This window comes from Streptomyces sp. NPDC030021, assembly GCF_055574035.1.
Genome location: NZ_JBVIAH010000009.1, coordinates 92060 through 115519 on the forward strand (window position 1 = coordinate 92060; position 23460 = coordinate 115519).

Sequence of the window (23460 nt, forward strand, 5' to 3'; positions counted from 1 at the left end):
AACCATGCTTCTTCAAAGGACGTTTCCTCGCCGCCCCCTTCCCTTTTTTGTGCCCTTCTTCTTTTTTCCCCCCTTTTCTCTTTAATGTTGTGTTTCCCCGCCACGCGCCCCCCCCCGGGACGGGGTTCAGTGGCTCGGGGTACGGGACACGTGCGCACGAGCGACGGCGTGCGTGTTCTCCGTGTCATGGGTGCGGGTACCGGTGTGGGTGCGTTCGTGCTTGTGGGGGTCCTTCGGAGTGGTTCCCGGGGCCCCGGGGAGGAAGATCCGCAGGGTGCCCGGTTCCACCTCGGCGAACAGCCGGGAGCCTTCCGTCATGGTGTCGCCGTCGACCTCCCGGGCCTGTACGTCGGCGAAGCGGATCTCGATCCGGCGGCCGCTGATGTACTCCAGGGCCCCTCCGGCCACGGTCCGGCCGCCGGTCGGCCCGTGGGGCGACGCGTCCGGCGCGTGGGCGCCCGTACGGACGAGCCGGGAGGCCAGGTGTCCTGCCGCGGCGAGCCAGCCCTCCGCGCCGCGGGGGTCGAACAGGACGACCTCCAGGAGTCCGTTGTCCGGCCGTGCCCGGGGCAGGAGTTCGAGTCCGCCCTGGAGCGCGCCCACGTTGCCGACGACGACCATCCGCGCCCGGCGCCGACGGGCCCGGCCCCCGTCCACCCGGACGGACAGGCTCATGCCCGGGTCTCCCAGGTGGCGGACGGCCGAGAGTACGTAGGCGGCCCAGCCGAGGCGGGCCTTGAGCGCGGGCGAGGTGTCGCGGACCGTGGCGGCGTCGAATCCGGCCCCCGTCATGACGGTGAACCGTGTCGACGGGAGGCCGTCGCCCCACACCCGCCCCACGTCGATCGGGAAGACGCCACCGCCGAGGGCCGTTTCGAGGGCGGCGAGCGGATCCAGGGGGAGGTCCAGATTGCGGGCGAGGAGGTTGCCCGTCCCGCAGGGCACGAGTGCCAGCGGCGTGCCGGTGCCGGCCACCACGTCGGCGCAGGCGCGGACCGCGCCGTCCCCGCCGCAGACGACGACCAGGTCGACTCCGGGGTCCGCGCACTCCTCGGGCAGGGTCCCGCAGGGTTGTTCGATGGAAGTGGAGGTCCACCGTTGGTCGGTGTACCCGTGGCGGTGGAGGCCGAGGCGCACCCGCTCGGCCAGTCCGTCGCCGCAGCCGTGCGGGTGGCGGACCACGACGGCCCGCTGACGGGAACGCCCCTCTGCGGGCCTGTCGGCAGGCCCGCATCGCCCGGCTCCACCACGGGCGCACGGGACGGGGACGTCGGGGAGTATCCCGTCCGATCCGCCTGCCGTGCCGCGGGCGCGGCCGGACAGGAACACCGAGCCCATGACGAGCAGAGTGGCAACGCCGTTCACCAGGCCGCCCGCCACGTCCGAGGGGTGGTGCATGCCCCGGTACATCCGGGACAGCCCGACCACCGGCGGGACCAGTACCAGAACCGCTGCCGCGACATATCGCCACGGGCCGCGAACGCGGGTCCACACCAGCGTGGCCAGCCCGCCGTAGAGGGCCACCGAGGCGCCGACGTGGCCGGACGGGAAGCTCGAGGTGGGCGGCGCGCCGTCCAGGCGGGTCACGTCGGGGCGGGGGCGGTCCACACACGTCGTCACGATCAGGAAGACGGCCGACTGCACGGCGACGGACGCGCCCAGGAAGACCGCGTCGGCCCAGCGCGGGGTGCGGGGCAGCACGAGCAGGGAGATGACGCAGATCAGCGTCACCCCGACGATGCCTTCCGTGGCGGCCACGACGGACAGCCACTCGGACACGGAGCCCGCCCACGGGGTCCGGCGCGCGGCGAACGCGTCCGTGACCCGGTCCTCCGCCGCCAGCAGCCGGTGGCCCGCCGGTACGGCGGTCACGAACAGGCCCAGCGCCACCATCACGGCTGCCTGGGCCGGTACGAGCCACAGGCGCCGTGAGCGTCTCGCGACCGTGCCGCTCTGCGCAGTCATGGCAGCCTTGTTGCCCGAGGCGGCCCGATGATGCGCCCGAGGTGACACGGACCCTCAGGGCTGGCCCTCGTCTTTGGTCGGGCCCGTTCCGTACGCTGGCCACATGCGTACGCGCCCCACTCTGAGCTGGACCCCCAGCGAGGACCTGCGCCCGGGCACCACGGACCCGGAGCCGGTCGCCGACGCGCTGAGGGCCGGCGGCGTGCTGGTGCTCAGCGGGGCGGGCCTTTCCACGGAGTCGGGCATCCCCGACTACCGGGGCGAGGGCGGAAGCCTGCGTCGGCACACCCCGATGACCTACCAGGAATTCACCACGAGCACCCACGCCCGGCGCCGGTACTGGGCACGCAGTCACCTGGGCTGGCGCACCTTCGGCCGCGCCCGGCCCAACGCCGGGCACCGGGCCGTGACCGCGTTCGGGCGGCACGGCCTGCTCTCGGCGGTGATCACCCAGAACGTCGACGGCCTGCACCAGGCCGCCGGCAGCCAGGACGTGGTGGAACTCCATGGAAGTCTGAACGAGGTCGTCTGCCTTTCCTGCGGCGCCTCCAGCACGCGCCGGGACCTCGCCCGGCGGCTGGAGGAGGCCAATGCGGGCTTCGAGCCCGTGGCCACCCGACTGAATCCGGACGGTGACGCCGACCTCACCGACGAACAGGTCGGAGACTTCACCGTCATGCCCTGTTCTGAGTGCGGCGGCGTCCTCAAACCGGACGTGGTGTTCTTCGGCGAAACCGTTCCCGCGCGTCGGGTCGAGCGCTGCCGCGAACTGGTCGATGCGGCGACCTCGCTCCTGGTCCTGGGGTCCTCGCTGACGGTGATGTCCGGACTCCGGTTCGTCCGCCAGGCAGCCCAGGCGGGAAAACCCGTACTGATCGTCAACAGGGACCCGACCCGAGGCGACCGGCACGCCGTCACCCGCGTCGCGCTCCCCCTGGGGGCGACTCTCACCGCCCTCTCCGACGCACTGAACATCCCCGTCGACGGCCGGACGGCGGATTGAATCCGGGACCTGCCGGGCCCGAGCAGGATCGAGGCCTCGGCAGGGGGCCTCGGCAGCCGGGGGCCTCGGTAGCCGGGGGGCCTCGGTAGCCGGGGGTCGTGGCGTCAGGTGGTCCGCGGTCTTCTGAGGGGGGCTCCCGCCGTGTGGAGGCTGGCGAGGGTCTGCCGGTAGGAGTTGACCAGGCTGGTCTCCAGGTAGCTGACCCCGAGCTCCTGGCAGTACCGGCGGACGATGGTCTGGGCCCTGCGCAGGTGCGGGCTGGGCATGCTCGGGAAGAGGTGGTGCTCGATCTGGTAATTGAGACCGCCCAGGACGAGGTCGGTGAGCCGGCCCCCTCGCACGTCGCGGGAGGTAAGGACCTGGCGCCTCAGGAAGTCGGGCCGCTCGGCGCCGCGCAGGATCGGCATGCCCTTGTGGTTCGGGGCGAAGATCGATCCCAGATAGACGCCGAAGAGACACTGGTGGACGAGGAGAAAGAAGACCGCCTTGCCGGGCGGCAGCACCAGGAATAGCGCACCGAGGTAGGCAACGAGGTGCGCGGCGAGCAGGGCCCCCTCCCACACGCGGTGCCTGAGCGAGCGGTCGAACAGCGACCGCACCCCGGACACGTGCAGGTTGAACCCTTCCAGCGTGAGCAGCGGGAAGAAGAGGAACGCCTGCGAGCGGCCGAGCAGCCGCGGCAGTCCCCTGGCCGCGCGGGCCTGGTCCTGCGTCCAGACGAGGACGTCCGGGTCGAGGTCGGGATCGAGGTCCTCGTGGTTGGGGTTGGCGTGGTGGCGGGTGTGCTTGTCCTGCCACCAGCCGTACCCCATGCCGATGCCGAGGTTGCCGGCGAGGCGCCCGGACACTTCGCTGGCCTTGCGCAGCCGGAAGACCTGCCGGTGGGCGAGGTCGTGCGCGAGCAGGGCCACCTGCCCGAACACGAAGGCGAGGAAGGCGGCTGCCGGCAGCGTCCACCAGCTGTCGCCGATCAGGAGGAAGGCCGTCCATCCGGCGGCGTACAGGGCCGTCACGGCCGCGATGCGCAGTGCGTAGTACCCGGGGCGCCGCGCCATGAGCCCGGCCTCCCGGATCTTCCGGGAAAGACAGGCGAAGTCGCTTCCCGTGTCCGCCCGTACGGGAGGGGGGCGCACCGTCTGGGAGGAGTTCATGATCAGAAATCACTGTCCAATGTCCGTGGGACGGCGGAACGGCGGGCGCGGGCGGAACACCCTGCCCGGGGTCCCACCCAGCATGCGGGTGGCACTCCCTGTACTGCACATACCCGGAATAGCGGAATTGACGTACGCCTCGGCCCGCCCGCCCCGCTACCGGCTCCGCTGTGGCGCTTGCCGACCATCGCCGAGCTACTGGGCCGGCGCGATTCACCGGCTGGGCACAGGTGCTGTCCCGCCGCCATGGATTCGGCCCCGGCCGGGGGGACGCCGGAATGCGCGGCCCCCTCCACCTGCCCCTCACCTCCGGTGTCGCCTCTGGGGAGGAGCGGCTCCAGGACCGCGATCGTGGGCACTCGTGGTCGCTGTTCCTTCCAATCCGAGCCGGGCGCAGGGCCTGCGTCGACGGCACCGATACGGCAGCGTAGCGACGGTCAGGCGGAGGGCCGTGCGTTGCGTGTGCGAGGTCGGAGCGGTGACCGGCGCCCAACGACGGAGGCCCCCGGCCGTGGCGCAAGGGCTGGTGGGGTGGTGGGGTAGCCGATCACCACACCGGGCCCGGTCAACAACTCGGCCCACCACCCCGGGCCGGTATCCGTGTGACGGTCCTGCCACCCCGACCGGCGGCAGGACCGTCGTCACTGCCCAGCAGCTCGGATGACAGGGGTATGACGGGGTCCCCGGGATGCGGTGGGCTTCGGGCCCCGTGCGAGGGGGACGGGCGCGGTCATGGGGATCACCTGCTGTTGAGCGCACGCGTTCAGGTGAGGAGGGTGCGGGTGTCGGTGAGGTTCAGGAGCCGCTCGACCCGGCGGCCTTCCGCCGTGATGTGCAGGCTGCGTCCGGCCTGCAGGGCCGCGTGGCGGGCGGTCAGGAGGGTGTTGAGGCCGGCGCAGTCGCAGAAGGTCACCCGCTCCAGGTCCACGAGGAGGGTGGCCCGGTGGGAGAAGAGGGCGGCCAGCAGGGCCTCGCGGAGGAACGTGGCATTGTCGAAGTCGATCTCGCCGCTCACCACTATCTGGACCGTCCCCGGCCGCGGGCCGGGGGCCACCCCGACCTCCAGGCCGGCTGCTCCCGGGATGCCGGGGCGCTCGTCCTGCACGATCCCGTTCATGGCTGCCTCCCCCGCACCTTCTGGGGCTGTTTCTGCTTCCACCAGCATGGTCGACACTTCGCCCGACATACGTCAAGAAATACACGAAAAAAAGGACGTATATACAAAACGGGCGCATGCTGGAGGCATGGGCGACGAAGGGCTTCCCGGCGGGTCGTGGACGTTCCTGACCAGCCACGCCCGTGTCCTGCTCGCCCTCGCACGCGACCCCGGGGTGCGCCTGCGGGAGGTCGCCGAGACCTGCGTGCTCACCGAGCGGACCGTCCAGGCGATCGTCGCGGATCTGGAGCAGGAGGGATACCTCACCCGGGTACGCGACGGGCGCCGCAACCGCTACCGCATCAGCCCCGGGGCCCATTTCCGCCACCCCGCCGAGGCGGGCCGCGACATCGCGGGGCTCCTCGCCCTCTTCGCCGACGACCCGCCTGTGCCCGGGACACCACAGCAGAGCTGACCGATGCCATGGCAGCCCCGGGTCCGAACGGTGTCGGCCACGGGTACGGCGGGAGCGTGCGACGGACTCCCCGACCGGCGTACGCCTCCCGCCTCGCGGCGGGCGGTGCGGTCTCGCGCGTGGCACGGGGGGCAGGGCGACGAGAGGTCCACGCAGGCGGGGCCCGGCCGGTCGACGAAGCCACCCCGGCCGGGCCCCGCCACGTATGTCGGGTCCTTCTCAACCCCCGTGCGCCTGCGGCCCGCACCGCCCTCCAGGAACACTCTCCCGCCCCCGTTCACGCTGCCGGTCGGGTGGCCTGCCCGCGGCACGCGGCCCGTCCCACTGCGCCCGGCCCGGGCGCGGGCGAGGATGCACCGGTCCGCTTCCCGCCTCTTCACGGCTGGAGATCAACGTGCGTGGTCCGGTACATGGTCGGGTACCGGACCGGGAACACCGGACGCGGACGGTGTGTCCCGGGCACGCACCGGCGAGTTCTCCGTCACCGTCACAGTGAACGGCGGAGTGGGCGGTCCCGCGGCACTGAACCGCCGCCCGTGACTCTCAGGCCTTTGACCTCGACCGGACTTGATGTTTTACACATGGAGTCATGACCACTCCTCTGCGTATCGCTCTTGTCGTCGGCAGCACCCGGGAAGGCCGGTTCGGCCCCACCGTCGCCCGCTGGTTCGAAGCCGTGGCGGCCGCCCGCACCGACATCGAACTCACCGTCGCCGACCTCGCGGACGCCGACCTCCCGGCACACTGGACCACCGACCTCACACCCCGCGGCCGCGCATTCGTCGAACACCTCGCCGTAGCGGACGCCTACGTGGTCCTCACCCCCGAGTACAACCACTCCTTCCCCGCCTCCCTGAAACAGGCCATTGACATCGCCGGACCCATCTGGCGGCGCAAACCGGTCGGATTCGTGTCCTACGGCGGCCTCTCCGGCGGCCTGCGCGCCGTCGAGCAGCTCCGCCCCGTCTTCGCCGAACTCCACGCCACCACGCTTCGCGAAACCGTCAGCTTCCACCAGTTCCCCTTCGACGAAACGGGAACACCCCACGACACCGACACCGCCGCGCAAGCCGCAACAGTCCTCCTCGACGACCTCCACTGGTGGGGCCACGCCCTACGCACAGCACGCCGACACGACGAGACACTGCGTGAAACCGCCTGACAAACCCAAACGCCCCTTCAGCGGCGTTCGTCGTAGCGGGTGGCGACTACCCGGTGCCGTTCCAGGACCGGGCCTGAAACGGGTGCAGTCCGCCCGCCGACCCGGTGTGACGGGCAGGGACAGCGGGCGGCAGCAGGCATCGGCGCTCAGGCGGAGCTCGGCGGTGAATCCGCCGCGCGAGCGGCCCAGGCCCTCACCTCCCGCACCACCTCCACCAGGCGTGCGTGCAGGCCCTGCCGCCCGGTTCCACCCCGATGTTCTGCCCGCTCGGCCCCCTTCGAGGCGGGGGCCGGCGGCGGACCGGACCTGCCGGAGCAGCCGCTCCCGCGTCCCGCCACCTGCCCAACGCCTTCTTTGCCGACCGGCAGGAACGGCCACAGCCGTCCCCACCCGGCATCACTCACATCACCCCGCCTCATTCCCACGACGACCGGACCCCGCCACCCCCGCCGGTCCCCAGGCTCAGGTGGGAACGGCACGGGGCAGCGCCGGGCCGCGCAGGACGTCCAGACGTGCCTGCGCCAGCTGCAGATGCCGGGGATCCAGGGCGGGCAGGGCCCCCAGCAGAGCGACCAGTTCAGGCCCCGACTCCACCGCCGAAGCCCGGTCCCTGACCTGGGACCAGCAGTACAGCGCCCCCGCCGCCGCGGCACGAACCTCGGGAGCAGCCGCCCCCTGACCGGCCAGCCGGACCCGGCAGGCCCCCATCCACAACCCCGTAGCCAGCAGGAAATCACCCGCCATCCGCGCCAGATCCGCACGGATCTCCACCCACTGGACCGCCTCCGGGGAGGAGAACCCGTACATGTGCCGGACATGCTCCTCCCAGGCTCCGGCCAGAGCAGCCGCCTCCGGATGACGGCCCTCGGTCGCCAACGCATGGATGTACGGCCGCGGATCCCCACCCGGTACCCCGCCGGGGGACGGGGCGGCCGGCCCACCCCCGTCCTGCCGCCCTCCCCGCCGGTCCGCCCCAGGCCGGCCCGGCTGCTGCTGCGGCGGCGGGTCGGAACGCATGCCCAGCTCGCGGGCGGTCGGCAGGACCAGCGCACCCGGCGGGAGACCCGCCGCCCCCGCCGCCAGAGCGTGCAGCTGCACATCGACCGGCCGGATCGGACCACGGCGCAACTGCTCGATCCAGTGCCGCGTGTAACCGCTGACCGCCCCGCTCCCCGCCGCGAAACCCGGCGGACACACCACCCCGACCACTACCCCACCCGGCAAGCCCGGCAGACCACCCCACTCCTGGAGCAACGACCACGCCTCCCTGTCCGCCACCAGATCGACGAGCACCCTCGTCGACCCGGCAGGACGAGCCCGCAACTCACCCACCACCCAGTCCCACGGCACAGCCGTGTAACGCACAGCGGTCCGCGCCGTCCCCGCCAAAGCCAGAAACAAACCGCGGCCACGCCGGCCGGCCGTGAGCCGACCCGAGAGATAGACGAACAACGGACCCGGAGTCACGGCCGCGGCACGCAACCGCACCAACACCGTGTTCGGATCACACACCCCGTCCAGACACACCATGTCGGTGGGGAGTTCGCTCCCCAGCAACACCGAAGCCGGCACCATCCCAAGAGCCGCAACATTCGCGCTGGGGGCGAGATGCACCGCCCGGCGGGACACCGCCGCATCCCCCGCCACGAGAAGGACATGACCCCGCTGCTGCCCCGGACCGATCAAGTACATGAACAGACCGTACCCACCCCACTGACACCGCCACCACCAACCGCCACCGGACAGGCCCCCGCACACGGACAGAACGACACACCGGCGTACGCGCCGGACCGGCGGGCGGACCGGACGGGACGGGCCGACGATTCGCCGATCCGCCGATCCGCCGGGAAGGAGGCTGGGCGCCATGCCCACCGGCAACCTGGTCTACCCTCGGTCGAATGATCGAGTACGTGAACCAACTCGGCACCGGTGCACCGCCGATCGGGCCGCCGCCCGCGGGCACGGCCGCCTCGGTGTGGACCCTGGACACCACCGCGGCCACGGTCGGCGGGTACCGCGTCGAGGAGGCGGACGCCGTCCTTGACGCCGGGGAACGCGAGAAGGCGGCACGGCTGCTGCTGCCCGGCCACCGTCACCGCTACCTCGCCTCCCACCTGGCACTGCGGGTCCTGCTCGGCGCCCGCCTCGGCCTGGACCCGCGCGAGGTCACCCTGGTACGGGAGGACTGCCCGTGCTGCGGCGGCCCCCACGGCCGTCCCGCCGTCGCCGGCGGTGGCATCCACTTCTCCCTCTCCCACAGCGGCGACCTGGCCTACCTTGCCTTCGCCGCCGTTCCGGTCGGCGTGGACATCGAGGAGACACCCGGCGCGGACGCCGTCGCCGACGTCCTGGGCTCCCTGCACCCGGCGGAAACCGCCGAACTGACCGCCCTCGCACCACCACGGCGCCCCGCTGCCCTCGCCCGCGTGTGGTCCCGTAAGGAGGCCTGCCTCAAGGCCGCCGGCACCGGACTCGCCCTCGGCCCGGCCGAACCGTACGTCGGCTCCGCTTCCGACCCGGCACCCGTGACGGGCTGGATCCTCACCGACCTGCCCGCCCCCGACGGCTACGCCGCCGCCCTCGCCGTCGCCGACCACCGCCATGAGCGGGGGAACCCGGCATGATGATCACCGTGCCGGGCGGACACGTCACCCTGTCGGACCGCCGCACCGAACGCACCTGGACCGTCGAGGTCGCCGCCTACCGCCTCGCGGCGTACCCGCTCACCCAAGCCGCCTACACGCAGATCACCGCGACACGCCCCGGCAGCGCACAGGACGGCCAGGACGGCCTGGACGGCCTGGACGGCCTGGACGGCCTGGACGGCCTGGACGGCGGACGGCTACCGGCACACAGCCTGTCGTGGTGGGACGCCGTCCGGTACTGCAACGCCCTGTCCCGGCAGGAAGGGCTGACCCCCGCCTACCAGCTCCCCCACACCACCGACACGGCGGACGTCGGGGAGGCCGTCGTCACGTGGGACCGGGACGCGGACGGCTACCGGCTGCCGACCGAGGCCGAATGGGAACACGCCTGCCGGGCCGGTACCACCGGCCCCCGCTACGGCCCCCTGGACGACATCGCATGGCACCGCGGGAACTCCGAGGAACGCATCCACGAGGTCGGCGGCCGCCGCCCCAACCCCTGGGGCCTGTACGACATGCTCGGCAACGTCTGGGAATGGTGCTGGGACCTCTACGACCCCGCCGTGTACGGCACCTACCGGGTACTGCGCGGCGGCGGCTGGTTCGACGAACACTGGAGCTGCCGCGCCTCGGTGCGCCGACGGAGCCACCCCACACTCCAGATCGAGGACGTGGGACTACGCCTCGCCCGCACCCTGAGGCCCTGACCAACCACGCACCCACCCGCCCTCCTTGGCGCACGCCGACCACGGAAAGCCCCCAGCGAGGACCGCTGCACCAGCCCCGGCCCAGCGCCTGTGACGCGAGGGCCGTCCTACTGACCAGATGGCCCGAATACCAGTGAGACCGAGCCCTCCGACCTAGCGAAGACACTCCTCCCACGCACCCGGGAGGTCCTCGCCCGGTGCAGATACGGGGCCGCCTCGGCATCGCCTCCGGGGAGATGCCGGCCGATGTATTCAGCGCAGGCCAGGTCCTCGGCGGCCTGGCCTGCGTCGCCGGTGACGACGAACGTCACCGGAGCGTCCGTCAGCTCCGGAACACCCACAAAGCGATGGTTCATCTCGCCCTTCTCGCCGAGGCCCGTACCTCTGATGGCGACGGGCCGTCCAGCGGCCGCCACCGGGGCCTCCGGGCCCGTCGGCGCTGTCATTCGGCATCGGCACGTGCCTCACCGGAACCGGACCCAGGCTGACGGCAGCACAGCGGCAAGCTGAGTAACCGCCGGTTTCGGAATCTTCGATTCCGGGGACGGTGTCCCAGCATCGCCGTGATTGTCCCGCGCCATGACGGCGCCTGACGTGATAGCCGAGGGAGACCATGGGTTGGAAGAAGGCCCGCCGCCGGACGGCCACGTCGGCCGCTCTTGTCGGAGTGGTCGCCCTCGTCCTGGCAGCTCCGCCTTCGGCCGGCGCCGAGCCCCGGACCGGTACCGGGACCGGAACCGCACCGTTGGTCGGGGCCGTGGCCGCGCAGCGGAACGCCTCCCCGACGCCGCCTCCGCCCCGACTCCCCCGCGACTTCCGCGGCAAGGGCAAGTGGATCGTCCGCGACCTGGACATCACAGTGCCGTTCACCTGGGAGGGCAGGGACGGCGACAGCCAGATGACCGCGGGGGGCCCGCAGTACCCGATCTGGTTCACCAACCTGATCTACCACGACACGCTCTACACGCTGACATACAAATGGCCCGGTCTGAACGAGCACCCCTGCTCACGCATCCCAGGCTTCAACCTGGAGGCACTGAACCAGGGGTTCGAGAACGCCCGGTTCGTCGGGCCGGAGACCCTGCGACGCACCCCGCAGCGGCGCGTGAACCACTGGAGGGTGGGCGTGGTCTTCCCGAACCTGCCTCCCGGGAATTACCCGCGTCTACCGCTCGCGCTGGGCGACATCTACGTCGACGAGGACAACCCAGGCACCTTCTGGCAGGTACTGCAGTTCGGTGTCCAGAACCTCTACGACCCCGAGCTGGACGAGTGGCTGGTCATGGACACGTTCGAGCACCGGCCCGGGACCGTGACGCTTCCCCAGCGGTGCGAGCCGCCCGGGTGAACGTGGCCCGGCTCAGGCCGACTGAGCCGGGCCGCGAGAGGTCCGGCGTCCCGGTCGGACAGCACGTTCAGCGGCCGTCGCGCGTCGTGCGAGTCACCCATGCGTAACGCGAAATCGTCGACCCTCACCACCCCGACCTGCCCGTCTGCGGGGTCGGGGAGCCTCCGGAGCAGGCTCGACAGCGTGTCATTCGCGACCCTCGCGACCAGGACCAGAGCCATGGAGGTGAGCGTCGTCCGCAGTGACGGCGTGTAGCGGGCACGTGGACAAGTCAGGTCCTCCGCCTGCTCGGCAAACGTCGTCGCCGGACAACGGGTGTTGACGGACGTGAAGCGCCGCACCACGGACTCGATCACTGCCGACGAGAGCCCGAGGGGACCGTCCGCGAGACGGCGTACGCACCGGCCGCGCACCCGCGACGACGGCATCGCGCACCGCGGACACCTCACCGGAAGCGTCTGGCACGACGTGCGGAGTGTTGTCGCGCTTCAGGAGCGCCGGTGCGACACATCGGCCGCCGACGGCACGTGGTGGCGTTCATCTCGCCGGTGCACGGCAGGCAGTGAATGGCACGCCGGCCCCGCCGCCGTGCAACGAGCGTGAACCGGGCAGATCGTACGGGCGCCTGGCGTGCTCCTTCCGGATCTTCGTCGCGGTCCCGGGCGGGCGGTACAGTGCGCGCCGTGGACATACCCGACTAGTACGTCTAAATCGCTCTCGGTCTGGCCGTCCTGCAAGCCCTTGGCCTCGTTCCCATCGTCCGCCGGTTGCGCGGTCCCGACTCCGTGGTGCGCTCCGGGGCACGTCTCGAACTGCTGGATGCCATCGCCGCCCTGCTGATCATCGGCATCCTGCTGCTGAGTCTCACAGGGGCGAAATCCTGGTTCTGGCTCGCTCTCACCGGCTTCGCGCTCATGGCCGCCGTCTACGTCGTGAAGGGTGTCCGCCGGCTCCGCGCCCGCCGAAGCCCTGCTTCCTGATCCACAGGACAGGCCGCCGGGCCGACGACGAGAGCCGGACCGCGTACGGCTGCGTTCCCGACACCCGCCTACGCAGCCAGTCGTGCTTGACCTGAAGCGCAGGAAGGCCCCCGGGTCTACTGGGGGCCTTCCTGGTGCCTGTCGGCCTTCGGGTGCGGGCGGGTCTTCGACCGTTTTCGATGGTGTTCGTGGGCGTGCAGCCGCGCACGCAGCCACCGTAGGCATCAGCCGGCGGTGGCTCAGCCGGAGCATCATCGCCCGGGTATGCGAACCACCGGGTCACCGCGACTGCTCCTCCCCGGCTCACCGCCGGAATCCCCACCTTGCTGCGACCCCCGCCCGTCACCAGGATTCCGGCCCGTGCTCCCGCCCCGCTCCTCCCCTGTCACCTGGCCCGGCGCCTTCCCCGAGCCGTTGCCGAGGCCGGCGCCCGAATCCTGGCCCTGGCCCGGTGCCTTCCCGGAGCCGTTGCCGGGACCGGCGCCCGAGCCCTGGCCCGGTGCCTTCCCGGGATCCTGGCCCTGGCCCTTGCCCGGCTCGTTCCCGCGCATCGTTCCGGGATCGTTGCCAGAGCCCCTGTCCGGGGCCTGGCCGGGATCCTGGCCGGGCTCCGGCACCCTCCCGGGGACCTTGCCCGGCTCATGGCCCGGCAAGCTCCCGGACTCCTGACCGGTGTCCTTGCTCGCGTCGTGACCAGGGGCCTTCCCAGGCTCGTGGCCGGACTCCGGAACCTTCCCAGGAGCCGTGTCCGGGGCCTGGCCCGCGCCCTTGCCCGGCTCCTGACCAGGCACCTTCGCAGGGTCGTGGGCGGGCCCCCTGTCGGGCTCCTGGCCGGGCGCCTTCCCCGACCCCTTCCCCGGGAGGTTGTCCGACTGCTGACCGGGCGCCTTCGCAGGATTCTGGCCCGACTCCTGGCCCGGAACCCTCCACGAGTCCTTCCCAGGGGCCTTGTCCGGGTTCTGGCCGGGCTCCTTGCCCGCGTTCTCGCCCAACTCGTTGCCCGGCTTCTCGCCCGGCTTCTGGCCCGGCTTCTGGCCCGGCTTCTGGCCCGGCGCCTTCGCCGGATCCTGACCCGGCGCCTTGCCGGGCTCCTTGCCCGGGTTCTCGTTCGACTCCTTGCCCGGCGCCTTTCCGGGGTGCTCGCCGGACTCCCTGCCCGGGTCCTTCTCCGCGTCCTTGCCCGGCGCCTTCCCGGGAGCCTGCCCGGACTCCTTGCCAGGCTGTTCGCCCGACTCCTTGCCGGGAGCCTTCCCCGGGCGCTCACCCGGCTCCTGGCCGGACTCCTTACCCGGCACCTTGTCCGGGGCCTGGCCGCGCTCCTTGCCTGCGTCCGGTCCGGGGGCCTTGCCAGGCTCCTGGCCCGACTCCTTCCCCGGGTTCTCACCTGGATCCTGACCCGGGTCCTTGCCCGGGTGCGTGCCGGACTCCTGAGCTGGTGCCTTCTCCGAGCCCTCGTCCGGGTTCTTGCCCGGCTCATGGCCCGGGGTTACGGCCGGCGCCTTCCCGGGGGCCTGGTCCGGGGCATCGCCCGGCTTCCGGCCTGAGACGTTGCCCGGGGCATTGCCCGGGCTCTGAGCTGGGGCGTTCCCAGGGTTCTGGCCCGGCGCCCGGCCGGGAGTGGTCTCCGGGAGCTGGTTCTGGGTCGCGTCGGAGGGTGGCTGGACTGATCCCGGGCGGGCCGCCGGCAGGACCGGGTAGGCAGAGCCGGGGGTCTGGCCCTTCGGGGGCGGGACCTCGCGGTCGTGCTTGCCCTCCGCCGCTCCGCTCGGGCGCTCGTACCAACTCTTCCGGTCCTGGTCGAAGACCGTGACGGTCTTCACCGGCTTCGCGGCGGGTTTGACCGCGACGAGGCCGGAGGACCGGAACGAGGACCACTTCGCGCCGCTGTACGTCTGTCCGCCTCTGACCGCGACGGGCGGATTCAAGGGGTTTCCACAGGCGCAGCGGACCCAGGGCACGCCCCGGCCGTCGACCAGCACGGGAGTGCCGGCCTGCAGGACCGCCTGGTAGCTGGTGGGCGCGCCGTTCCGGTATCCGTGATTGGTGACCCTGGTGTCCCAACCCAGCCGGACGGGAGTCAGCGACCGCAGGTACGAGGGAATCCCGGGCTGCCGGATACCCGACGAGACGGCAAACGCCCTGCCCTTGTCCGGATGCTGCGTGAGGTACCGGATCTGTTTCTCGACGTCACAGCTCGCGACGTTCCGCGTTCCGCCGTACAGCCCCGGGTACCCGCCGTCGACCTCGAGCGTGCGCGCACCGCTCGTGGCGCTCGCAGTGCCCGTACCGTCCTTCGCATTCCCGCCCGCGGGCATGGGCATGGCCTTGGCGACGCTCTCGGCCTGTGTGGCCGTCGAAGGAGTGAACGGGTCGGGCCCGGCCTCCGGAGCGGCCTGGAGGAAGACCTCACCGCCCGCCGTGGAGTTTCCGCCCAGCACGGTGAAACTGAGGACCACCGCCGACACCACGGCCACCGCCGTACCCACACTCAGCACGGCCCTGCGCGATCGCCATCTGCGGACCCGGCCACCGCCACCCGCCGGCGGCAGCGAAGACCCGCCGGACGAGACCGGAAGAGGCCCCGACGGGGGCCCCGAGGGAGGCGGAGGACCTGGTGGCGGCGGAGGGGGCGGCGGGGGCGGCGGCTCTGCATGCGCGCCCCCGCCCGACAACGGGCCGGGCGGCGGGCCGGTGGGACGCTCGGAGGAGGGAGGCAGGGAATTCACGACGCTCGCCCCCCGACACAGGGCAGCGGGTAGACCATGGTGACTCGCATGCGCTCACTCCTTCCGAACGGTCAAGGCCTCCACATCCCGGAGGTGGAACCTGGAAATCTGGAACTCTGGACATCTGGAAACGCCCGGGCGGGAACCGTCCACCACGCGTGCGTCCATCTCCTGAGTAAGCCCTCTCCCCCGCACCGGGTCATGCCGCGACCTTTCGGGACTTGACAAACCGCTGCTCGGACCGAGGGCGTCTGGCCGCGGACCGTCGTCAGCCCGCGTAAAGGCGAGGGCAACAGCCCGACCGAGATCGTCGTCGGCCGTTGCCCGGCACGACGGCTGCTCTCTCCGGGCCGGCATGTGCGGGTGATCGCCGAGCCGGACCAGTGCGGCGGTCGGCCCGACGCGGTCGAAGTCGAGGTCGGCTCCATCACCCGGGCCGCTGGACTGCAGCGCAGCCTTCGCCGGTGTCGAGGCCGCGCTCTCGCCGGCGCCCCGCCGGGACCCCGTGATGGGGAGTGTGCGTCCGCGCCCCTTCGCAGCATCGGCAGCCGTCGGGACCGTCCCGTGCACGCCGACGGGCCCTCGGCCTCCTCCATGCGTACGCGCGCTCGCGTGAGGCGCTCGGCCGGCTCGGGGCACACGCCCTGAAGCAGCTTCAGATCGGTGTGCACGTCGAGCTTCTGGGGCCGTCGCACCCCTCGCCTCAGCTCCAGCAGTTTCAGCGCGTGCAGCGGGTCCGGCTCCCCCGCGGCCAGTTGGGCCGCGGCCGCGCCGGTGTCGGACGACTCAGCGCGGTGATGAGGCGGGGTGACGGCGACGTTCCCGTTGCCCACGGGATGTGGCTGTCTCCGGGACCGGGTGTCTTTTCGTGTGCGACGACACGGTGCACACGAGCGAGTCGTAGAGCCGTCGCAGCCGTCGTTCGCTCAGAAGGCCTCGACGTGTGGCCGTACCGACGGCGGCTCCCAGAGTCCCAAGGCCCCGCTGATCAGGTCGGCGAGGAACTTCACCGCGCCTCCGGTGTGATGCCACCAGCCGCCGTTGCGTGAGGGCCACGGTGACAGTCCAGTCGTCGGGACCAGACCCTGCGGTGTTCCAGCACCGACCACCAGCTGATCACCGCCACCCAGGAACTCCCGACCGGCAAGAAGCTCATCCTCGCCGCGTTCTTCGAGAAGAACGGCGAGGTCTCGCCCGGCGTCGCCACCGGCGTCCTCAGCCTCTACCACGGCGACCGCAAGGTCGGCGAGGGCCGCATCCAGACCCAGCCCGGCCGCTTCACCCTTGCGGGCGAGGGACTCCACCGTCGGCCGCGACAGCGGCGAAGCGGTCACCGACCACTATCCCCGCCGGGGGAGCCGACGGGGGCCAGCCCACTGAGCAGCGTGCTGCGATCGGCGTCCGGCTCGGGACCGTAGGAGCTCCGGGTCTCGTCTTCGGTCCGGTCGAACGCCTCCTCCAGTACCTCGTCATCGGCCGAGAGGTCGAGGTCGGTGCAAAGGACCCCGCAGCCAGCCGCGCCGGCTCAGGGTGCCGGCGCAGGACGGTGGGTACGTGGTCGGGGCGTGTGTTGGCCGGACCGTAACAGCCGCGCTACGTCACGGGGCCGAGGTCTCCTTCGAGGACGGCCTGAATGATCTGTGGCCGGTCCCAGAGGGCGAGGAGTTCGTTGGCGAGGGGCACAAGGTCGTCATCGCCATGCGGTGTGATGGCGGCGGCCGACAAGGTCCGGGGGACGGCACCGGCATCCAGGAGGAGGAGCCATTCCTGCGGGCCGAGTTCCAGGAACTCCAGTCCGGTGAGCTCGGGGATCTCCAGTGGGTCGGCGAGTGTGCCGGGACGGGCTGTGAGGGTGCGCAGCCGGGGCAGCCCGACGAGCGGGGCGAGGCTGAACCGCGCGCCGTCGCACTCGCCGATGGTCAGGACTTCCAGGGCGGGGTGAGCGGCGGCCTGCGTGGTCTGCAGGCCGCCGCTCCACACCGCGGCCAGGACCGGTAGCCGATTCCCAGACCGGTCGAGGGGGTCCTCCCTCAGCTGTCCCAAGGCAAGGTCGGTGAGGGAGTCGGCCATGATTTCGGCGCCGATGCTCTTCTCGTGATCGAGCAGGATGACCTGACCTTTATGCCCGCGCGGGCCGGGTGTCAGATCCACCGCCAGCCGGTCTCCCCCGCCGTTGTCGCCGAATGCGATCCATCCGGGTGAGCCGGCCAGGCCCTGCACCGCGGCGTCGGGCCGGGTGACGACCGTCTCCCTCGCCGCGAACTCCCAGCGCGGATATCGGCTCGCCCCGTCGACGGCGTAGAGATCGTCCAGGGGAAGGAGCTCACAGCCGACCGCCCCGGAGGCATCCCGCCAGTCCTCCCGGTGCGCCGGTGTCACCCGGTAGAGGACCTTGAGCTCTTCGGGAAGCGTGACTCCGAGGCGCGCTTCAGCGGCAGCGATCTGCTCCTCCGTCGCCCCGATGGCGTCGGGCAACCGCTCGCGAAGCGTGCGTTCCAGCAGTGTCGGGTTCGCCGAGGGGGCCGGCCCCGCATCGGGTCCCGGAACGGGGAGGCGGCGCCAGGGCTCGGGCAGGGCGTCTTCGACCAGGACGAGCACACCGAGGTCCGGTCTGCCGAAGGCAGCTTCCACGGCCGGCCCACGCTCGATCAGCCGGAGCGTGGTCCTCCCGGTCGACCGGATCTCGGCCGTGAAGGCGATCTCGTCGACTCCCGCACGTGCGAGTGTCCGCCGCACCCGATCCACGGCGCGTCGGCAGGCCGGCGACACGCGTCCCCTCAGGGGCAGGCTCCAGCTGTCCTGGCCCACACGTCCCGCTCCACGTACGGGCAGGCCGGTATGCCTCTCCCCGTCGCCGGCCCGAAGGAGCCGCAGTACGGGCTCCCACGTAGCGAAGTCGCATATCGAAGGGGGCATGGGAGGTCTCAGATCAACCATGCGCAGACCGTATGCGGAACCAGTGACAGAGGAAACGCCGGGCCGCCGCTCGCCACACCACGGTGCGTCAGGAGGCTGAGGCAGCCTTCTGGATGCGGGGGACGAAGACCTGGGCCAAGGAGCTGACGGTGGCCGGGTCCAGGGAGCTGCCTCCCGCGTCCTCCACCCTTACCTGGGCGATGACCGTGCCCAGGCACATGGTGAGGTCGAGGCCGTCCAGACTACCGGCGTTGCGGTAGTACGAGTGCCCCTCGACGCCGGGGACCACAGCCACCTCCGCCTTGCCGTATTTGGCCGACCAGTCCTTCTCCTTGCGGCACGCAGCTTCGGCGGCCTTCTTGTCGGCGTTGGCCGTGATGTCGAAGTAGGCGTGCTCGCCGGCCGCCTCGAACTTCACCGAGCCATCCGCGATGCCGGTGCAGTCCCCATGCGTGTCCGGAGCGCACTCCGCCGCGGACTTGGGCTGCTCCTCGATCTCCGCGCGGCCGGTCTTCGGCTTCCAGCCCTTCATCGCCCCCGGATCTGGAAGTGCCTGCCCGATCCGGTCCTCGGTGTTGAGCACGGTGTCGAAGTCCACTTGCCGCCCTTCGGCTTGCCGGAACCCTCTCCCGTGACCGCGCCGCCGCCTGCTGCCGACTTCTCGCCCGTCTGCGGCTTCACGCCAGTCGCATCAAAGCGTCGAAGGCAGCCAAGACCTCTTGAGTATTTCGGTCGGCGGCGAGCCGATGGCGCGAGCCGATCGCCTCGGCCCAGGACGCTCATTCGTCAGGTGAGGATCGTTCCGTCCGGCCCGATCCGCAGGGGTCCGCCGAGCTCGCCGGGCTCGCCGCGTTCCCCGTTCCGGACGGCGTCCGCCAGTTCCTCGGGCGACATGGCTCCAGGAGTGTCGGTGGGGGCCTGCTGGTGCCGAGGGCGCAGGGACGGAGGCCTGCGCCGCACCGTCGGCCGCGTGTGTCGCCAAGGAGAACGTGACTGCTGCAACCACCCTGATCCGAACGGGAATTCGCGTGCCGGCAGGGATCATCCCCGCCGGCACGCTCACCCTTCGCTGGGCGGTGTGTCCGATTCCGCCCGACCTCTTGCCCCGAAGAGGCAGGTACGAGCAACCGCCTGCCGTACGTGGCCTTCCGCGAGCCCTGCCGCCCGAGACAGCCGCCCGCGGCATCGACCACCACGGACGGCACCCTGGCCCCCGCCCGGGAGCACGTCACGGTTCAGTGCTCGGGGTCGGGCCGGCGGGGAGGGTCGGGGTTGCCGAGCGAGAGGCACCACGGACATCCGTGGGGGTCACTCGTGGCGCTCGCTTGATGGGGCAAGGGCAGGGGGAAGCCCGCCCGGTATTCGTCTTGGAGTACTTGTGCCGATCTCTTTTTCATTCCGGGCGGAGTGATGGCGCCGGCCATACCCGCTTCAGCGAGGCGGCGTGTCACGCGCATCAGTGCAGCCCGGACCGCGCTCGCCGTCCGTGCTGCCGCCCGCCGGACACCGCGGGGCACGGCCGACCATGAGTCGTCATCCGATAAGTCGCCACAGATGCCATGTTCATGCTCCTTCACGAGATCAGCCACTCCTTGGCCGCGCCGAACGCAAATAGATGGATGATACTTTTTTTATTTTGGGTATATCCCGCTCTTTCTTTCCGCCAACAATTAGCACGGAGGCACGTCGAACGGGAATTGCACAACCACCGCCGGTTCAGGACGGATGCCATGGCTCCGAGATCCGGCAATGTACCGATTGCCGGGGTTTTTGCGTAACCGGCAATGCGCGGATTGCCGGGGTTTTTACCCAGCCGACGATGTGCATATTGCCGGGGTTTCCAAGGGATTCGACGCTGTCGACCGCGCTTTCGGTCGGATGCGCGGTCTGACGGTGTGAGGAATTGCGTGGCATTCGGTCCGAGATCATCGGCGCATCGTCATGGGGCAGTGGCATCGAAGGCCTATCGCGAGCCAGGGCCTTCGTCACCGGGAGTCGGAATCCCCCCGACCCGCCGTGGTAGACAGGGGCCAACACAGCTCATGGGCGGCCTGGAGCGGCTCCGCACTCGGGCAGGCCGGGAGGCCCGCAGACTTCTCATCTTGTACCGCGGCGTGCCGGCGAGACAGCCGGATGGCGTCCACATGGCAGGACAGGACGTGCTTGAAGCGTTCTTGCCGCCTCAGCTCAAGGGCGTCCACGCGCCACAAACGGCCGGTCCCTGATGACGTGAACGCGGTGCAACCCGTGCCCAGTGCGGCGGAGAGCAGCACGATCCACAGGAGGAGGTGTCCCACAGCTGGTCCTTTCGAAGGCTGAAGCTCAAGGGGGCACACGAACTGGGCCCCGTCGATCGTCGGGCATAACGCAGAGGCATATGCAGAGTTGCGGCCCCGCCCTCGGATTGCAGCCATGCGCAGCAATCCGCCGACCCTGGCATCTCAGTTCATTTACCGATGATCAGTCGGCGCCCAGGGGCTCGGGCCGTGGATCGGCGTGCTCAGGTACGGTGGCCATCTGACGCCAGGAAATCGGCATGGAGGGATGAAAATATGGTGAGTGGGCGACATGTGGAGACGCATCCGATCACATATCGGGGCGCCGTCAGGCCGGCGCGCAGCACGCGGCAGAGCGTTCGCAGGCCCGCTTCGGCCCGACACCAACGCCTCCCTGAGCTGCGGATTAGCAGCACGGCAGGACATGACTGCCACACTCTTGTCGTGTTACCGGAATCGACAAGAGGCAGGGTCAACACTTACCCACTCGCCACCATCACCCGGATGGCGCATACCCTGACCAAGATCGCCAGCGTTTATGGAATATGACAACAGCAAAGCCCCCCTTCTTCTTCCGCAGGCCTCTGGAAGAAGACGAAGGGGGAGGTGGTTTTCACACCGGGTCCACCCGGATCGGAAAGTGGATTTTCACTCCAGGGTCAACCGGATCCAGCGAGATCAGGAACGCAACGCTGCAAGACGGGGGCCTCGAAATCGATCTGAGTTACTCGTCCTCGCTCCTTGAGGACTTCCTCCGTACGATGAGCATGATCCAGGTCGACTTCGACCGGAGGTCTGGGGACACCGCACCGTCCACGACTGTCGACGAGCGCTCGGGCGGCAGTGCCCGTGCATGATTCGTACGGATACCCGGACGTCCACAGCCTCCACCCCCAGTCGGCCACCACCATGTCCTGGCGCCGGCCAGAACACCCAGGACACGGGGAGCCGCTGGGCGGGTCCGGTGAGACGCATCTGCCGTGGGATCAGGTGGAAGAGCTCGCGAGCCTGCTCCAGGAGAGCCCCGCACCGGGACAGCCGGAGTCCTTCACCCGCGTCGGCTACGACGACACCGGTGACACGGTCAGTGCATTCGGCCTCGTCGCCGGGCTGAGACAGACCCAGACCCCGGCCGAGCGGCCGCCGAAGCGTGCTTCCAGCGGGCACCGCCGGAACGCGTCGAGGACGCCGGTGGCGACCCTGCTCCAGACGGGCAGCCTGTTCACCGCCGTACTGGTCGCCGTCATCGCCGGCGTGGTGAGCGTCCTCAGCGGGATGGCCATCTGCGACGCCCTGCGTCACAGCGCCGGGCTCCACACGGCCCGCGATGTGGTGAGCTGGTGGCCCCTGCTGATCTACGGGCCGTGGACGGTCGCCTCCCTGTCCATCCTCAGGTCCGCGCTGCACCAGCGCCGCGCGCTTCATTCCTGGTCGATCGTTCTGCTGTTCTCCACCCTGGCGACGCTTCTGTGCGTGGCCCAGGCACCCAGAACACTCGCCGCCGAGACGTCGTCCGCGCTCCCGGCCATCGCCGCACTGGCCTGCTTCCAGCAGCTGGTCCGCCAGATCACGCTCACGCGGCCGCCCCGCCAGGCCGCTCCACGACACCGGAACCCGTCCGCCTCTGTTCTGGGGCCCGGGCAGGCGGCCACGCCCCGCAGCCGCCCGGACGATGTCCGTCCCGGCTACTCCGCGGCAGACAGAAGGACGGGCCGCTCTCCGTCCAGCGGGCGCAGATTCGGGTACGGAGCATGACGGTCCTACGTGTGCGGCGGTGTCTCGTAAGCAGGCCGGAGCCACGGCTCTCGGCTTGGGTCCCGGAGAGGCGATCGGTGTCGTGCCGGCGCCTCGGGGGCAACCACGGCGTTCTCCAACTGTCCGGCCGGCAAGAGACGGTGCACTCCGGCGGGAGGGCCGGGCGCTCAACTTCGCACCGTCGGTGGAGTCTGACCGGCCGACAGTCCCGGTGCCGACGAACTGAGGTGCTGATGCCGCATCCGGGGGGCCGGCCGTAAGGTTCCCGCGCAAGCCGGTCGGCGGGAACAGCGCTGCCGGGCCACGACGTGAGAGTGCCGAGCGTCCCTGTCGCGGCGACCGCCATGAGCGGAGGCGGTGACAGCCGCCGATTTCCTGGACAACCCGGTCCTCCCCACGCATCAGAAGGGTGCTCGCCTGCACCTTTGAAACGAAGATCGAAACCGATAGTCACGGGCCGTGCGCAGACTCAACCCGACGGTTCATGCCCAGGTCCGAACCCTGATCACCGGGCTGCGGCCCGGGCCGTGGCCCGCACCCCGGGCCTGCCGTGTGATCAACGCCGCGGCGCCCATGGCAGCCGTGTGCCGAGGGGCGGTGAGCCGGGCCGGGGGCCACACCTCGACGGCCGAACCGACCGAACCGACCGAACGAATCCACGATGCGCTCCGGCGCCTCGCCTCCCACACCTGTCATACCTGTCATACCTGACACGAAAGGCAAGAACCATGGTGTACGAACTGACCCACGCCGAGCGGATCCAGCACAAGCGGCGTCAGGACGCCGCCTACCAGGACGGCCAAGACGCAGTCACCAAACTTCAGGCGGCTCTCGCGCTCGCCGGCATGACCCTTCCCTCCCTGTGCAACGACGGGCCGGTGGCCAGCCACGGTTTCGTCCGGCTCGGTGGATGTAACGCAGACTTCGCCAACCGTCTCGCCGAAGTCATCGCTGCGGGTGCCGACGCTCTGCAGTACCAACGGTGAACCGGCGGGCGGCCCCCCTTGCCCGTTCTCCCGGTCGGACCCCCTGGGACCGGCGCCCGACCGACCGCCGGAGCAGCGAGGGGGGCCGTCGACTGATCCCGTCCCCCATCAGGATGTTTTCGCGCCGTACTACGGTGAGGTTCCCGAGGCCGCTCAGCATCGACCGTCCTGTTACCGGTCCACACCTTCTTGGGCCAAAAGGCGTCGTTCCAGATCTTGCCGGGGCCGGCCCGCCCGGCACGGCACCTCATCCCCCAGACTCCGTCCAG

General features: G+C 70.8%; 18 protein-coding genes. 9 read left to right on the forward strand and 9 right to left on the reverse strand.

The annotated features are described in order from the left end of the window. Positions 1-126 precede the first annotated feature (126 nt). The gene (locus ACZ4YL_RS19640) at positions 127-1965 is read right to left on the reverse strand and encodes a bifunctional phosphatase PAP2/diacylglycerol kinase family protein (RefSeq protein ID WP_468117882.1); all 1839 of its coding nucleotides are present in this window, start codon (positions 1963-1965) and stop codon (positions 127-129) included. A gap of 103 nt (positions 1966-2068) precedes the next feature. Between ACZ4YL_RS19640 and ACZ4YL_RS19645 the strand changes: the two genes are divergently transcribed. Next, positions 2069-2968 carry an NAD-dependent protein deacetylase gene (locus ACZ4YL_RS19645; protein WP_468117883.1) on the forward strand — a complete coding sequence of 300 codons (900 nt, stop codon included), beginning with the start codon at positions 2069-2071 and terminating at the stop codon, positions 2966-2968. A 104-nt stretch (positions 2969-3072) separates the two neighbouring features. On the opposite strand, the gene ACZ4YL_RS19650 is transcribed toward ACZ4YL_RS19645, so the two are convergent. Both ACZ4YL_RS19650 and ACZ4YL_RS19655 read right to left on the reverse strand, forming a co-directional pair. After that, entirely contained in the window at positions 3073-4119 is a 1047-nt protein-coding gene (locus tag ACZ4YL_RS19650; RefSeq protein ID WP_468117885.1) for a fatty acid desaturase family protein, read from the reverse strand. A gap of 763 nt (positions 4120-4882) precedes the next feature. Further along, positions 4883-5236, reverse strand: a complete 354-nt coding sequence (locus ACZ4YL_RS19655; RefSeq protein WP_468117886.1) for an STAS domain-containing protein — start codon at positions 5234-5236, stop codon at positions 4883-4885. A gap of 127 nt (positions 5237-5363) precedes the next feature. Here ACZ4YL_RS19655 and ACZ4YL_RS19660 point away from each other — a divergent pair, with 127 nt between their 5' ends. Beyond that, positions 5364-5690 (forward strand): helix-turn-helix transcriptional regulator, encoded by a 327-nt coding sequence (locus tag ACZ4YL_RS19660; RefSeq protein WP_468117887.1) that lies wholly within the window; start codon positions 5364-5366, stop codon positions 5688-5690. A gap of 589 nt (positions 5691-6279) precedes the next feature. Then, complete coding sequence (locus tag ACZ4YL_RS19665; protein ID WP_468117888.1) at positions 6280-6852, forward strand: NADPH-dependent FMN reductase; 573 nt, start codon at positions 6280-6282, stop codon at positions 6850-6852. Between the two features lie 462 nt (positions 6853-7314). Here the strand turns inward: ACZ4YL_RS19665 and ACZ4YL_RS19670 are convergent, their stop codons facing one another. Beyond that, entirely contained in the window at positions 7315-8544 is a 1230-nt protein-coding gene (locus ACZ4YL_RS19670; RefSeq protein WP_468117889.1) for a hypothetical protein, read from the reverse strand. Between the two features lie 206 nt (positions 8545-8750). On the opposite strand from ACZ4YL_RS19670, the gene ACZ4YL_RS19675 reads away from it, so the two are divergent. The 4 genes from ACZ4YL_RS19675 to ACZ4YL_RS19690 all read left to right on the forward strand — a co-directional run bounded on the left by ACZ4YL_RS19675 (position 8751) and on the right by ACZ4YL_RS19690 (position 12532). After that, entirely contained in the window at positions 8751-9476 is a 726-nt protein-coding gene (locus tag ACZ4YL_RS19675) for a 4'-phosphopantetheinyl transferase family protein (RefSeq protein ID WP_468117890.1), read from the forward strand. Then, on the forward strand, positions 9476-10204 hold the full coding sequence (locus ACZ4YL_RS19680) for a formylglycine-generating enzyme family protein (protein ID WP_468118194.1): 729 nt from the start codon (positions 9476-9478) through the stop codon (positions 10202-10204). The genes ACZ4YL_RS19675 and ACZ4YL_RS19680 overlap by 1 nt, the downstream gene beginning before the upstream one ends. Positions 10205-10817: 613 nt before the next feature. After that, positions 10818-11552, forward strand: a complete 735-nt coding sequence (locus ACZ4YL_RS19685; protein WP_468117891.1) for a hypothetical protein — start codon at positions 10818-10820, stop codon at positions 11550-11552. Between the two features lie 767 nt (positions 11553-12319). Beyond that, positions 12320-12532, forward strand: a complete 213-nt coding sequence (locus ACZ4YL_RS19690) for a hypothetical protein (RefSeq protein WP_468117892.1) — start codon at positions 12320-12322, stop codon at positions 12530-12532. A gap of 251 nt (positions 12533-12783) precedes the next feature. On the opposite strand, the gene ACZ4YL_RS19695 is transcribed toward ACZ4YL_RS19690, so the two are convergent. The 5 genes from ACZ4YL_RS19695 to ACZ4YL_RS19715 form a co-directional block, all read right to left on the reverse strand. Further along, positions 12784-15027, reverse strand: a complete 2244-nt coding sequence (locus ACZ4YL_RS19695) for a DUF6777 domain-containing protein (RefSeq protein WP_468117894.1) — start codon at positions 15025-15027, stop codon at positions 12784-12786. A 1157-nt stretch (positions 15028-16184) separates the two neighbouring features. Continuing rightward, the gene (locus tag ACZ4YL_RS19700) at positions 16185-16592 is read right to left on the reverse strand and encodes a hypothetical protein (protein ID WP_468117895.1); all 408 of its coding nucleotides are present in this window, start codon (positions 16590-16592) and stop codon (positions 16185-16187) included. Between the two features lie 259 nt (positions 16593-16851). After that, positions 16852-18195 carry an SMI1/KNR4 family protein gene (locus tag ACZ4YL_RS19705; RefSeq protein WP_468117897.1) on the reverse strand — a complete coding sequence of 448 codons (1344 nt, stop codon included), beginning with the start codon at positions 18193-18195 and terminating at the stop codon, positions 16852-16854. 67 nt (positions 18196-18262) lie between these two features. Continuing rightward, positions 18263-18772 (reverse strand): hypothetical protein, encoded by a 510-nt coding sequence (locus ACZ4YL_RS19710; RefSeq protein ID WP_468117898.1) that lies wholly within the window; start codon positions 18770-18772, stop codon positions 18263-18265. A gap of 1118 nt (positions 18773-19890) precedes the next feature. Continuing rightward, positions 19891-20103 carry a hypothetical protein gene (locus ACZ4YL_RS19715; RefSeq protein WP_468117900.1) on the reverse strand — a complete coding sequence of 71 codons (213 nt, stop codon included), beginning with the start codon at positions 20101-20103 and terminating at the stop codon, positions 19891-19893. A gap of 1196 nt (positions 20104-21299) precedes the next feature. Between ACZ4YL_RS19715 and ACZ4YL_RS19720 the strand changes: the two genes are divergently transcribed. Together ACZ4YL_RS19720 and ACZ4YL_RS19725 are read left to right on the forward strand one after the other, a co-directional pair. Further along, positions 21300-22205 carry a hypothetical protein gene (locus tag ACZ4YL_RS19720; RefSeq protein ID WP_468117902.1) on the forward strand — a complete coding sequence of 302 codons (906 nt, stop codon included), beginning with the start codon at positions 21300-21302 and terminating at the stop codon, positions 22203-22205. 728 nt (positions 22206-22933) lie between these two features. Then, a complete protein-coding gene (locus ACZ4YL_RS19725) occupies positions 22934-23191 on the forward strand; it encodes a hypothetical protein (RefSeq protein ID WP_468117904.1) in 258 nt (85 codons plus the stop codon). Positions 23192-23460 lie beyond the last annotated feature (269 nt).